This is a genomic window from Microcoleus sp. S13C4, from assembly GCF_036700865.1.
Taxonomy (GTDB): Bacteria; Cyanobacteriota; Cyanobacteriia; order Cyanobacteriales; family Microcoleaceae; genus Microcoleus.
The window spans coordinates 28,342-41,416 of sequence record NZ_JAUBPS010000027.1 but is presented as its reverse complement, the minus strand read 5'-3'; the positions used below and the strand labels follow the sequence as shown (position 1 = coordinate 41,416).

The following is a 13,075-nucleotide window of genomic DNA, read 5'->3' as shown; positions in this document are numbered from 1 at the left end:
ACGTAAATTTTTGCGTAGATACACGTATACCGGGCAGAACATTAGCCTCTACAGCTTCACACAATCTTCATAATTATCCGTAACAATACGGTATGTTTATAAAGATTAGGTAAAGATTGCCCTTAAAGGTAGCCCAAATCACGATTCTGTAAGTTAAACTGGGAGCCAGCCAAAACCACACTTACGTAATCACCACAAAATCCTGAAAAACGCAACTTTATATATCCTAAAGGCGTTGAAGGGATGTCGTAACTAAGAGGTGTTAGTCGGATCTATCGACAAACAGTTTTTAAGCCAACTAAATTGCAACTCAACCAATAAAAATTTCTCATAACCGGGTTAGTTGTCATTCAAAAAAATTGTTTCATTTTTTTGACAGGGTAAGTTATGAAAAACCAATTTGGGGTTAAAAATCACATTTTTAAAACCCGAGAAGCCTTGGAAAATTTCCCGGCTATTCAGAAAATTTTCGAGGAAGTCGGTGCAGGACCGACAGTAGTGGCGAAATTAAATACAGCCTCTGAAATTTGCGAGTTTCAGCTCGGAGATGAAATCACTCACTATCAAACATCAGATAGCAACAATTTCGTTGAAAAAGAACAGAGCGATCGCAATTTTTATTTAGTTTGCGAGGGAAGAGTCAGACTGCTAGCGGTAGAAGCGTCTCAACAGCAGGAGATTTCGGCGGCGGTACTGGAAGTGGGAGCAATATTTGGGACAGATAACCGATTTATTGAAAGCGGACTGCCTTACAGAGCAATTGCGACCGGCCCTTGCCAAATCGCTCGAATTGCGGCCACCACAATGCAGCTTATTTTAGAAGAATTGCCGCAACTGCAACAGCACTTGCAGCAAGAATTTCAAGAGCGACAGCGGTTAATATTTTTCAAGACACAAACAGATTTGCGATCGCTCTCTCCCCACCAACAACAGCTTCTGTGGGCGCACTTACTTCCTTACATAGAAGAAAGCCGAATTCCCGCAGGAGTTTCCCTCGCTGACCATTGCCAAACCTCCAACAATCATTTTTGGCTCCGCAGCGGTCAAATTCAAGGTCAAGCACCGCCAATTATCGGCAGTAACTGGGAACATTCAGAGGTACAGAGCGACTGGATAGCGGTAACAGATCTGCTAATTTACCAGCTTAGCAGCGAACAGTGGGAAATCGCCCAAGCCACAATTAGTTCCGAAAGTAATTCCCGCCCTAAAATCATCCGCAAACCTCCAATTTTAAGCTTAGTAACGCCGCCCCAAAATGCCACATCTACCTCACAAACCGAGCCATCAAAATTAACCGCAGTTGCTCAGCAAAAACCCACAGCCGGAATCATCAGCTTTCCCAAACCCAAGCAGCGGCGATGGTTGAGCAGCAGACACCCATTCATTCAACAACAGAGTGCAGCAGATTGTGGAGCTACTTGCTTAGCGATGATTAGCGAATATTGGGGTAAAAAATTCAGCCTAAATTACTTGCGCGAATTGGCAGAAGTCGGCCGCAGTGGCGCGTCACTCAAGAGTCTGGCAAAAGCAGCGGAAAGGATGGGATTTCAAACCCGTCCCGTGCGAGCTTCTTTAACTCCGCTGCGAAATCAAAATCCCTGGATTGCTCACTGGCAAGGCAATCACTACGTGGCAGTTTACCGCTTTAAAAATCAACAGGTTTTAGTGGCTGATCCGGCTGCGGGCAAGCGGTGGATGAGCATTAAAAGTTTTACCGAAAATTGGACTGGGTACGCCCTAATTTTAGACCCGACAGCGGAACTATACCGCAATCATAGTGCCGAACATCAAGGCATCAAACTTAAAAATTTTGTTGGCATAGTCTGGCCCTACCGCGCTGCGATCGCCCAAATTCTGATCCTCTCCTTGTTGCTCCAAATATTCGGTCTAGTTACTCCCCTATTTACCCAAATAATTCTCGACCAAGTGGTTGTCAGCAAAAGCGTAGTAACTCTGCACGTTTTTGCGATCGGACTGCTGCTGTTTAGTGTTTGGCGAACGCTGTTGGGTGCAACGAGACAGTATTTGCTGGATTATTTGTCGAACCGCATTGACCTGACTTTAATTAGCGGCTTTATCAGTCACACTCTCAGTTTGCCGATCAAGTTTTTTGAATCTCGTCAGGTGGGCGATATCTTGACGCGGGTTCAGGAAAATCAAAAAATTCAGGCATTTTTGACTCGCCAAGCTATTACTGCTTGGTTGGATGCTTTGATGGCTGTAGTTTACATCGGACTGATGGTTTACTATAACTGGCGTCTGGCTTTGTTGGTGCTGGCGTTGATTCCGCCGATCGTGATTTTGACTTTAGTCGCAACTCCCTTTCTGCGAAAAGTGTCGCGGGAGGTTTTTACCGAAAGTGCTAAGCAAAATTCATCTTTGGTGGAAATGATTACTGGGGTGGCGACGGTTAAGGCAACTGCTGCTGAGCGAGAAATGCGCTGGCGCTGGGAAGACCAATTAACCTGCATGATTAATGCTAAATTTCGCGGGCAGAAGTTGGCGAATTCTTTGCAGGTGATCGGGGGTGGGATTAATACTTTGGGGAGTACGGCTTTGCTGTGGTACGGGGCAATGCTGGTGATTCAAGACGAGTTGACGATCGGTCAATTTGTTGCTTTTAATATGATGATTGGGAACGTGATTTCTCCTGTGCTTTCAGTGGTGGGACTGTGGGATGAGTTTCAAGAAGTGCTCGTTTCGATCGAGCGTTTGGATGATGTATTCTCTGCCCAACCTGAAGAAAGCCCTTACAAGCCAATGCTGGTGCTGCCTCGCATTCAGGGAAACGTCAAGTTTGACAATGTTTCTTTCCGTTATGCTCAGGATGAGGAACGTAATACGCTGCAAAATCTTTCCTTTGAGGTGCAAGCTGGAGAAACTGTGGCAATTGTCGGCCGCAGCGGTTCGGGTAAGAGCACTTTGGTAAAGCTGCTGCAAGGTTTCTATTATCCAGAAAAGGGGCGGCTGACAATTGACGGCCACGATATTCGGCACATTTCTTTGCAGTCGCTGCGAGTTCAGTTGGGTGTTGTTCCTCAAGATTGTTTCTTGTTTTCGGGAACGATTTTGGAAAATATTACGCTGTATAAAAACGGAAACGATGCTGCTTGTGCAAGCTTGGAACAGGTGATAGAAGTGGCGAAGCTAGCAGAAGCTCATGCTTTTATTCAAGATATGCCGCTGGGTTATCAAACTCCTGTGGGGGAAAGGGGAACGAGTTTGTCTGGGGGCCAGCGGCAGCGAATTGCGATCGCCCGCGCTCTTTTGGGCGATCCCCGGATTTTGGTTTTGGATGAAGCAACTTCTTCGCTGGATACCGAATCTGAGCGCAGGTTTCAGCAAAATCTCGCCCGCATTAGTCGCGATCGCACTGCGTTTATTATCGCTCATCGGTTGTCTACGGTGCGTAATGCCGATCGAATTTTGGTTCTAGACAAAGGCATTTTAGCCGAACAAGGCAACCACGACGAATTGATGGCTGAACGCGGACTTTACTATCACCTCGCTCAGCAACAACTCGATATTTAAGGAAGCAGGAAGTTCGGCAACGAGTAATGTACGAGATTGAATCGAGGTAACGGATTTTTGAATTTTCCCCTCTCAAATCTCAAATCGAATTTACTAATTACCGAGTCCCAATTTCCGATTGCCAATTACCAATTTCTAATTACCAATTTTTTAAAATTACAAGTGGGGAGTAAGGATAATGGTTTCACAAGATGAGCAAGAATTAGGCGCTGCTCCTAACGAAATAGGTGAAGTCTATGGGGGCGTAGCTTCAAGGCAAGAAAACGAAGCCCGAAAAAAAGACCGCTCTTTAGAAGTAGTCGAACCTCAAAAGCGATCCTCTCAAACTAATGACGGTATCAATATTGCCAAGTTACGCCAGCCTGAGGCGAATAATTGGTCTACTTCTTTGCACTCGGTACTCGACCAGCCACCAGTATCTTTTCCGCAGCGTTTGATATTAGGAGGAATGGTTTTTTCCGTAGCTTTTGGAGCGTGGGCTACTTTGGGAAAAATTGACGAGGTTGGTCATGCTCAGGGCAAATTAGTTCCCAAAGGCGCTGTTTACAAAATTCACCCGACGGAGACGGGAAAAATAATTAACCTCCCTATCAAAGAAGGTCAAAAAATCAAAGCTGGACAATTATTAGCCGAATTAGACCCGTCGAATGCCCAGAGCGAGGTGGAGCGTCTTGATAAAATTCTGGACGCTTATCGGATTCAATTGGTGCAAGAGATGAGTTCGATCGAGAGAACTCGACTGGAAGTTGAAGCGAGCCAAGCTATTGCTGCTGCAGACCAGCGGGGGGCTGAAGCTGCGATCGCCCGTGCTCGCGCTTCAGCCGCCACCACACAGTCTCAAATCGAGCAATTGCAAGCAGATTTAGTGTCTCAGCAAGGGCGCAAGCAACAGCTCAAACCTCTGGAAAAGCAGGCACAAACTCTGTTGTCGCAACTGCAAATTGATGTCACGTCTCAAGAGGCCAGGCGCGATCGCGTGAAACCGCTGCAAAATAAGAGTCAAGACTTGCTGACACAATTGCAAGCAAAAGTGGCGGCTCACAAAGAGCGGATAGCGCGGCTCAAACCTTTGGTAGATGAAGGAGCGCTGTCAAAAGACGTATTGTTTCAAGCTGAGGAAGCTCTGCGGGAAAGCGAAAATGCCGTGATTAGAAGCCAATTGGGGGAGACAACTCAGGCTGACGATCGCGCCTTTGAGGTTGAGCAAACCGTTCGGGACAGACAAAGTGCTGCGATCAGGAGTCAACTGTCTGATGCAACTGGGGTTAAGGAAAGGTTGTTTGAAGTCGAGCAAAATTTGCGCGATCGCAGTAGCGCCATTTCTAGAACCCAAGGTGAATTAGCCCAACAACTGGCAGAAGTCGATCGACTGCAAGCCGAAGCCGCCAGCAAACAAGCCGCAGCGCGCCAAACGCAGTTAGAAAAAGAGCAAAAAATTCAGCAGTTGGAAATAGAATTAAATCAAGTCAAATCCAAAATTGCTGAAACCCAAACCCTGCTCGATCAAGCAAAAAATAAGCTCAAACAAAGATTTCTCTACGCACCCGTAAGCGGAGTGATTTCCGCACTCAACATTCACAACACCGGCGAAGTAGTTCAACCGGGTCAAACTATTGCAGAAATGACTCCGAATCAGGCTCCTCTGGTGCTGGAAGTCAGTTTGCCGAACCGAGAAGCGGGATTTGTCAAAACCGGAATGCCGGTGCAAGTCAAATTCGATGCTTTTCCTTATCAAAATTACGGCGTGATTCCGGGAAAAGTTTTATCTATTTCGCCCGATGCCAAAACTGACGAGCGATTGGGTGTTTTCTACCTGGTGGAAGTGAGTATCGATCGAGACTCAGTGAAAGCCCAAAATCAAACCTGGAAACTCAAAGCTGGCCAGACAGCTACTGCAGAAATTGTCATCCGCCAGCGCAGCATAGCCGACGTTTTGCTTGACCCTCTCAAGCAGCTACAAAAAGGCGGCATGAGTTTGTAGAACTTAGTTAAGTGGTTGTTGTCTTTTGTCACTCTATATACACAAAACAGGATAAAATAATGAATTCGCAATTCCACAATTCTGCCAAGCATTCCCAAGTTGGAATCAAACCAGAACAATTGGATGAGATAATTTCAGCCATCCTGGCAGGAAAGTATTCTTGGGCTTGTTTTTTACTTTTGCGGTCCACGGGTTACAACCCCCTCGACTATATCCCTTACCGTACTTCCAACCGTTTGCTTAAGGAAAACAGTCAAATCAGCAAGTCGAGTAAATCCGAAACTAAGCCTGCATTGGGCAGAATTGCTGATTTAGATTATGTGGAAGTGGTTAGGGAAAAACGAGCCGGAGTTCGAGGGGGTTATGTAACTGAGGCTTTTAGCGAGTTGCACTCAGATACCAGAGGTTTTGGACTTGAAGTCAAGGAAGGGCAATATCTCTCGATGCCGAAGGTTGAGTATTTGCCAATTCCAAGTCAAGGATTTTGTGCTGGCTTTAAGAGGCGCTGGTTTAATTGGGCGGGTAAGTAATTTAGTCGATTGACCGACAACCCGATTGCGGGCGTTGGGTGTACCAATTTTTTGGTTGACTCACCGCGGGCGATCGGGTTTTTCAGTAGGCACACAACATTAGGAGTGGATGCTATTAAATTATTATCCCCAAAATAAGTCCTGATTAAAATTAAAAATGCCAAAATGGCAACACCCACTAAATATCTTGATTTATTATGGTAAAAACTGAACTTGTGGGAATCACAAACACATAATATTATGGCAAATACTCTATTTTTACAACCAAGTTATCCCTTTGATAATCCTAACCCTAACTATGCTCGTGCTACAGGAGGGGCTGTTTTTTCCCACTATAGTCAAACGGCTTCAGGAACTTTGACTGCCACCGAGGCAGATACGTTAGTCAAAGGTGGGGTATCTGCTGCTATTGCTGATGCCCAAGCTGTTTTTAGCAATGACCAAAGTTTCTCTGCTCTCTTTACTGACAGTGCTGTAATTGCTCTTGGCACAGCTCAGGGAAGTTCTAGTAGTGAAGCGAAAGTAATTGCTAGTTTTTCTGTATCAAAAAATCAAACTTTCTCTTTCGATTTTGCAGCCGAGTTACAGATACAAGCAAAAGAAATTGATAATCCTAATGCTGAATATAACTGGGCTAAGGGTAAAACATCTTTCATTGTGTTAGACACCTCCGATGCCAAAAAGCCGAAAGTATTAGATTATTTTGGCATAAACGGGAAGTTAATCTCTTCTGACCAAATCGGCGATCTGAAGTTGGGTTCTAGCCGCAACGTTACCATTACTAATCAGCAGAAAAATACTGATATTGATGGCAACAATGGCATAGATTTGGTCACAAACGCGGCTATTGGCAGTTATCAGAGGCAGTTTAACCGCAATCTCAACATCACCATAGTGGAACTGAATACCAGTGACACTAAATTTAAGCAAGATACTTTAATCGGAAAACTGGGTTCAGATGTCATCTATGGTACAATTTGGAATGATAAAATAGATGGAACTAAAGACGCAGACGGAAAAAAAACTAAAGGCGAAGATGGCGATCGTCAACTAAAAGGAACCAACAGCGCAGACAAAATATATGGCAGCCTGGGAGACGATCAAATCACTGGAGAAGGAGGCGATGATATCCTTGAAGGCAGTTCAGGCAATGATCGGTTGGACGGTGGTGACGGAAATGATAAACTTTATGGCAGCGATGGTAATGATACCCTGAGTGCTGGTGCAGGTAATGATACGTTGGTTGGTGGTGTTGGCAATGATGTGATGAGGGGCAATGAGGGCAACGATTTCTTTCTGTTCCACAATCGTGATAGCTTGCTCCTAGGGGAGTTAGATATTATCAAGAACTTCAAAGCTGATAAAGATCAGATTGGATTGCAGGGATGGGGTACGATTAATGCCTCAGATTTGTTGGGGGGGAGCGCGACATCACCATTCCAGATCAGCGATACCCAAGATGGTACTCTTTTAAGTTCTAGTTCTGGTGGAAAAGTTCTCTTGGAAGGTGTGAAATTAACTCAACTCAGTGCCAAGAATTTCATGTTTTCTTAAAGAGGCATCCAAATGAGGGGCTTTTGCCAACAGAGTGCTTCTGTCCTAGAATGAAATTAACAGCCAAAATAGAGGGCTTCCTCAGCTAGGAAGCCCTCTATTTTGATCGCTGTCAATTCCGGTGACTAACTTAATATTTCGACCATTTAGCCAAAAATCACAGTATCTCCGTTGGCAGCACTAAAGCCTGTACTGCCAGCAGTCTTGTAGACCGTATTGAAGCCCTCGCTGATGTAGTTACCCCAAACATCAGGGCCGGTTCCACTAGAGGATGTGAGTCGGTTGGAGATCATGGTGCTGTTTCCAACTCTGGCTGTGCCGAGGTTGTAAATTCCACCACCGTTGGCTGCCCTGTTCCCAGAGACCAAGCTATTGGCTCTCAGGGTTAGGGTAGCGCCTGTGTCATTATAGATACCGCCACCTTGTCCTGCTGTGGAATTGTTCAGGATGCTGGTGTTCGTTATATTGGCAGTTCCGCCATTAAACACACCACCGGCAGCGCCACCACTACTCGTTCCCTTGTTGCCTCGAATCAGCGTGTTGTCCAGAGAAACTATTGTGCCGAAGTTGGAAATACCGCCACCGAGGATACCTGCGGTGCCATCGTTAATCAGACTGGTAGTCACAGTTACAGTGGCTCCACCACTGTTATGGATGCCACCCCCGAAGCGTCCCGCCGTATTCTTGGAGAATGTATCGTTGTCTACTGTCAGGGAAGCACCACCAGCATTGTAAATTCCACCTCCGTCAGATTGTGCCTGGTTGGTGTTAAAGGTGCTGTTTCTTGCCTCCAGACCACCCAGGTTGTAAATTCCACCACCTTGAGCAGAGGTCGCAATGTTGTTGTTAAAGGTGCCACCGTTCACCAACATACCGCCATAATAGTTGTATATCCCACCGCCAGCTTGTGCAACGTTATTGTTAAGCGTACTGTTGAAGAGTCCTAGAGAACCGCCATAGTTGAAAATACCACCACCAACATCAGAAGCCTTGCCGTTAGCAATGGTGACTCCTACAATGGTTGCATTTACGTTGGGGTCTACCTGAAACACGCGGCTAGCATTATTGCCACTAATCGTGAGCAGACTTGCCCCCCCACCATTAATCGTGACATCGCCGCTGATTTGCAGTTGCCCACCTGTCAGGGTAATGGTATCTGGAGTAGTATCAGCCATCACTCCTGTAAAGTTGATCGTATCAGCACCAGCACCGGCATTGCCATCCAAAATTGCCTGACGCAATGAGCCAGCACCACTGTCATTGGTATTGGTCACTGAAAACGTTGCCAGCGCGTGATTGTAACCTTCCTGTGCCCAGGATTGCAAAATGTCAGGGTTTTCTATCGCCCCAGTCGAAAATTCCAAGTTCCAGTTTCCCTTCACAGATGCGCTACCTGTCAGGTCTTTAGAAGCTCCTACATCGGCTCCAGTTAACTGGTCAATTTCTTGCACAAAGTCTTGCCCCGCTGTACTAGCTGCCAGATTGCAGCCATAAAGCAGAATGTCCGCATCTTCGGTTAGGGCTCCTCTCCAATTGGTCAGCTCATCGGCATAGTTACCCAAGTTATTTAGATTGATATCTGTCGCTCCGAGTTGTAAATGCCCATCGCTACCATGAGAGAAGATAGACAAACTCTTAATACCACTGAGACCTGATAGAACTTGGGTAATCTGAGTTATTTCATCTTGTAATGGATCGAGTACCCATATATCTGTGTTCTGCACACCCTTAACTAAGTCTTGATAGTCATCAACAGTGGAGTCAATGAAAGCAATGTTGGAAGACTTAGAAGTTTGTCTAAGGGTGCTGAACTGCTCCTCTCCAGTTCCCCCTAAATAAGCAATCGCACTGGAGGTCGCGGGAATACCAGAAAGTGCTGAATTGTCAGCAGAACGCCATATTTCCATATATACTGATTCCTCTTTGATCAGAATTTTACTGATTGTTTATTGAATTTTATGAAATCTCCAATTTAAGTAGTAAGATATCGGGATAAATGTCCCTACTCTGAGTTTCACAAACCAAAATCAAATGGCAGACCGGATTTTATGTAATTTCAAACCGTTGCTAATTATAAACAGATAACAAAATTTTAATTTTTGTTATCTGTTTAGAGTGAAATTGAATGCTTGAAGGGTCATAGATAACATTCACCTAAGTGCCATTACCTATAACCAGTAAGCTTATTAATGAACGCCATTGATCACAGCAACGGAAGTGCTGCCAGAGAAAGAACCACCCAAGTAATCCGCTACAGCCAGGGTATCAGCTTTTGTGTAGCTGTAAGTAGGGAACCAAGTGTTATTATTGGCTACACCTTTAGCACCAGCAGCAGCACTGTTGCTGTAGGTTTTTGGGCTGTTGACAGATGTCGAGAATGTATTTGTGGTGTTGAAGTTGATAGAAACGCTATCATATTCGCTGAAACCACCTTGAACGGCAGTAGATTCTGAAACGACTTCCAAGTAATTCAGGTCAGAAATAATCATGGTCTTGCTCCTTGTTAAAATGAGTGAGTTGTTGTTTTCCCGTCACCTAACTTAGCTTGCTTTGTGGTATTTGTGTGGCCATTTTGGCAGAAGCTTTTTTCGGTAACAATTTGATTTTTATCTCATCAATTTATCAAATTCTAACAATGATTGTGTTGCCAATTTGGCAGAAATATTTTCTGTTTTGGCTGAACAACTTTGTTTCCTTCGATGTCCTTAAGATAGCTAGGCTTTTCCCACCTGTGTTGCCAATTTGGCAGATTTATGATTTTTTTTTGAGATTAAGTGCGAGCCGGGGTTCGCCCTGCACCCCCGATGACTCCGCATCCATTGGATGCAACCATATCCCACAGCAACTCTATAATTTCAAACAAATCTGCCAAATTGGCAACACAGCTCTAATGAGTCCAGATATATTTAGATACATCGAAAGGAAGGTGCTGTTTAAATTTAAACAGACATTTTGAGGGTGATGGTGATGGCTAAATCAAATGCCATTGGCAAGCAATGCCGATCGCCATCGCCCAGATTGGGTTTGTAACAGTTTTGTTCCACCCTAATTTAGGGATGGTTCAAGGTTCATTTATTAAAAACATTTCAGTCTTTAATCTGAAGGCAAGACCAATTGTTTCACAGTCTTCAAAATCATACATTTTTATTTGAAATTGGCAGTGTCTCTATTCACGCAACTGCTTTTCGTCTTTATAGATAAAAGGAGAGCAATCGCGATGCCGACCTTAGATTCACTAGCTGCTGATCCCTTAAATACTGTGGGAAATAGCAATAGTTTAAGCACCTTAAATTCGCTGACAAATAACCCTGGTGCCGGCAGCAGCAGTTCCAGCAAATCTAGTGCCTTCGTAGATAACAGCGGCGCCGGCAGCACCAGCAGTGCGACAGCCACTTCCCCTACAGGAAGCAGTACCAGCACTGAGACAACCTACGCTGCAGGAGCTACCTCTAGCAGCGGGAGCGCAGAAGCTTCCACTTCTTCTGTTGCTCCTCCGACCTACGACAGCAACGGCGGCGAACAGTGGCTGGGAACCAGCGATAGCGATGTCATTATTTGCGGTAGCGGGAGCGATCAAATTTTTGCAGGAAGCGGCGACGATATTGTCATAGGTAACAGAGGTGACGATGCGATCGATGGAGCCGATGAAAACGACACTTTGCGGGGAGGAAAAGGTCAGGATTTGCTGATGGGCTGCAACGGCGACGATTTTCTTTGTGGCGACTTCGACGCTGATACATTGATTGGAGGTAGCGGCGCTGATACCTTTGCATTTAGACCCGAAACAGCAAGTGCAGCAGCTAATCCATTGTTAGCAGATCGAGTCGTTGATTTCAATCCCGCTCAAGGCGATAAAATTGAGCTGATAGGGGGAATTTCGGTAACAGACTTGACACTCGTCGCGTTTGATACGGATGGTGACGGTACGGCCGACGCCACTCTGGTCAAGTTTAGTTCCAATAATGGCGATCGAATTTTAGCTGTTGTTTTGGGAACAGTTAACGCAGCGGGTGCAACAACTTTGAGCAATGCTAATTTTATTAGTTTGCCAAATGACATCTTGTAGCTAACCATTAACCGTTAACACCAACTACCCAGCAGGAAGCGTCCGGGGATGAAGTTAATAAATTTATATAGGTTGAGATAGAAAGATGAAAGACTTTTACGAGCCATTGATTGAATCAAGTGAAATCATCGAACAACTCAGACAAGAGATGCAATTAAAAACCTTTAGTCAAAAGGTTTTGCAGAAAAAAGTTATTGAGAAAGCCGCCCGCGAACGGGGGTTAACTGTGACTCCCGACGAAATTCAAGCTGTGGGCGACCAACTCCGCCGCGAGAAGCGTTTGGAGAAAGCGGCGGATACGATTGCTTGGCTGGTCGATCAGATGATTTCTGTAGAAGATTTAGAGGCAGGGATTCGCGATCGGCTCCTCATGCAAAAACTAGCCGAACACTTGTTTAGCAAAGAAGTAGAAAAGATTTTTGTTCAAAACAAATTGCAATTCGACCAAATAATTCTTTATCAAATAGTTGTTGCCAACCCGCAGCTTGCTCAGGAACTATTTTATCAAATTCAAGAAGGAGAAATCAGCTTTTTTGATGCCGCTCACCTTTACGATATTGACGAAAATCGTCGGCATTTATGCGGTTGCGAAGGCAAAGTTTATCGGTGGGGTTTAAAACCAGACATAGCCGTCGCCGTATTTAGCGCTCAACCCGGAGAAGTGATTCGTCCAATTGAAACAGAGCTAGGACATCACTTGTTCCTGGTTGAAAAGTTTCTCCCGGCGGAATTAACCCCTGAACGGTATCAAGAAATATTGCACAATCTGTTTAAGGAATGGTTGGCTAATGAGCTCAACTATTTATTGTACACTTCTAAAGCGTAGAAACATAATTTCTCGCCCTCAAAAACCCATATATATAATTTTGCCTCAACCACATACAATGCTAAAATTTAGGGTGCTTCTGGGTGAACAGAGAGACCTAATATCGCTTCCGGCTGCATCAATATTATTCAATCATTGGGGCGGTGCGTGAGCGTAAATAGTCTCATGCGTGTGGATTTTAATATTGCTCCCTCTCACGCACTCTACTACTTAGATAAAAAGTGGTTTTACGAGGTGCTTATAGCTCAATAAGGTTCAGTTAAAAATGTAATTGATCGCGCCTTCGCCGCTCAAAAAAATAGAGAACTGAAGAAAGTCTCGGTGATTGCTTGGGGGTTTCTTAGTAACGTCCCCAATGCGCGAAAAATAGCGAACAATGACACACTTAGCTAACCCAATTTTACTGACTTATAGCGCTCTTAAAATTACTTTTTAAATTTGAGTTTTGCCAACCCCATATAGGCCAGCTAGCAAAGCCCAATGGAAAAAATGTATCGGTTAAAAACGCTCCTCTAATATATTATCCCAAAAAGCTACTTTTTAAATTATCATTTTTCCCTCCTATCTATTAATTATCTGCGTCCATC

At 44.8% G+C, this 13,075-nt stretch carries 8 protein-coding genes; 6 read left to right on the top strand and 2 right to left on the bottom strand.

What is annotated here, in order from left to right:
- The first annotated feature begins 387 nt into the window (after window positions 1–387).
- The 4 genes from QT996_RS13720 to QT996_RS13705 all read left to right on the top strand — a co-directional run bounded on the left by QT996_RS13720 (window position 388) and on the right by QT996_RS13705 (window position 7,596).
- On the top strand, window positions 388–3,531 hold the full coding sequence (locus QT996_RS13720) for an ABC transporter transmembrane domain-containing protein (RefSeq protein WP_333047124.1): 3,144 nt from the start codon (window positions 388–390) through the stop codon (window positions 3,529–3,531).
- Between the two features lie 178 nt (window positions 3,532–3,709).
- The gene (locus tag QT996_RS13715; protein ID WP_333047123.1) at window positions 3,710–5,512 is read left to right on the top strand and encodes an HlyD family efflux transporter periplasmic adaptor subunit; all 1,803 of its coding nucleotides are present in this window, start codon (window positions 3,710–3,712) and stop codon (window positions 5,510–5,512) included.
- Between the two features lie 59 nt (window positions 5,513–5,571).
- Window positions 5,572–6,042, top strand: a complete 471-nt coding sequence (locus tag QT996_RS13710) for a HetP family heterocyst commitment protein (protein ID WP_333047122.1) — start codon at window positions 5,572–5,574, stop codon at window positions 6,040–6,042.
- A 240-nt stretch (window positions 6,043–6,282) separates the two neighbouring features.
- Window positions 6,283–7,596 (top strand): calcium-binding protein, encoded by a 1,314-nt coding sequence (locus QT996_RS13705; RefSeq protein WP_333047121.1) that lies wholly within the window; start codon window positions 6,283–6,285, stop codon window positions 7,594–7,596.
- A gap of 146 nt (window positions 7,597–7,742) precedes the next feature.
- On the opposite strand, the gene QT996_RS13700 is transcribed toward QT996_RS13705, so the two are convergent.
- Both QT996_RS13700 and QT996_RS13695 read right to left on the bottom strand, forming a co-directional pair.
- Window positions 7,743–9,503 (bottom strand): DUF4347 domain-containing protein, encoded by a 1,761-nt coding sequence (locus QT996_RS13700; RefSeq protein WP_333047120.1) that lies wholly within the window; start codon window positions 9,501–9,503, stop codon window positions 7,743–7,745.
- A 279-nt stretch (window positions 9,504–9,782) separates the two neighbouring features.
- The gene (locus QT996_RS13695; RefSeq protein WP_333047118.1) at window positions 9,783–10,085 is read right to left on the bottom strand and encodes a hypothetical protein; all 303 of its coding nucleotides are present in this window, start codon (window positions 10,083–10,085) and stop codon (window positions 9,783–9,785) included.
- Between the two features lie 728 nt (window positions 10,086–10,813).
- Here QT996_RS13695 and QT996_RS13690 point away from each other — a divergent pair.
- Complete coding sequence (locus tag QT996_RS13690; RefSeq protein WP_333047117.1) at window positions 10,814–11,662, top strand: hypothetical protein; 849 nt, start codon at window positions 10,814–10,816, stop codon at window positions 11,660–11,662.
- A gap of 85 nt (window positions 11,663–11,747) precedes the next feature.
- Complete coding sequence (locus tag QT996_RS13685; RefSeq protein WP_333047116.1) at window positions 11,748–12,488, top strand: peptidylprolyl isomerase; 741 nt, start codon at window positions 11,748–11,750, stop codon at window positions 12,486–12,488.
- Window positions 12,489–13,075 lie beyond the last annotated feature (587 nt).

Excerpts from the sequence above, each read along its gene's own strand:
- QT996_RS13720 (WP_333047124.1), top strand. The coding sequence starts at position 388 with ATGAAAAACCAATTTGGGGTTAAAAATCACATTTTTAAAACCCGAGAA.
- QT996_RS13715 (WP_333047123.1), top strand. The coding sequence starts at position 3,710 with ATGGTTTCACAAGATGAGCAAGAATTAGGCGCTGCTCCTAACGAAATA.
- QT996_RS13710 (WP_333047122.1), top strand. The coding sequence starts at position 5,572 with ATGAATTCGCAATTCCACAATTCTGCCAAGCATTCCCAAGTTGGAATC.
- QT996_RS13705 (WP_333047121.1), top strand. The coding sequence starts at position 6,283 with ATGGCAAATACTCTATTTTTACAACCAAGTTATCCCTTTGATAATCCT.
- QT996_RS13700 (WP_333047120.1), bottom strand. The coding sequence starts at position 9,503 with ATGGAAATATGGCGTTCTGCTGACAATTCAGCACTTTCTGGTATTCCC.
- QT996_RS13695 (WP_333047118.1), bottom strand. The coding sequence starts at position 10,085 with ATGATTATTTCTGACCTGAATTACTTGGAAGTCGTTTCAGAATCTACT.
- QT996_RS13690 (WP_333047117.1), top strand. The coding sequence starts at position 10,814 with ATGCCGACCTTAGATTCACTAGCTGCTGATCCCTTAAATACTGTGGGA.
- QT996_RS13685 (WP_333047116.1), top strand. The coding sequence starts at position 11,748 with ATGAAAGACTTTTACGAGCCATTGATTGAATCAAGTGAAATCATCGAA.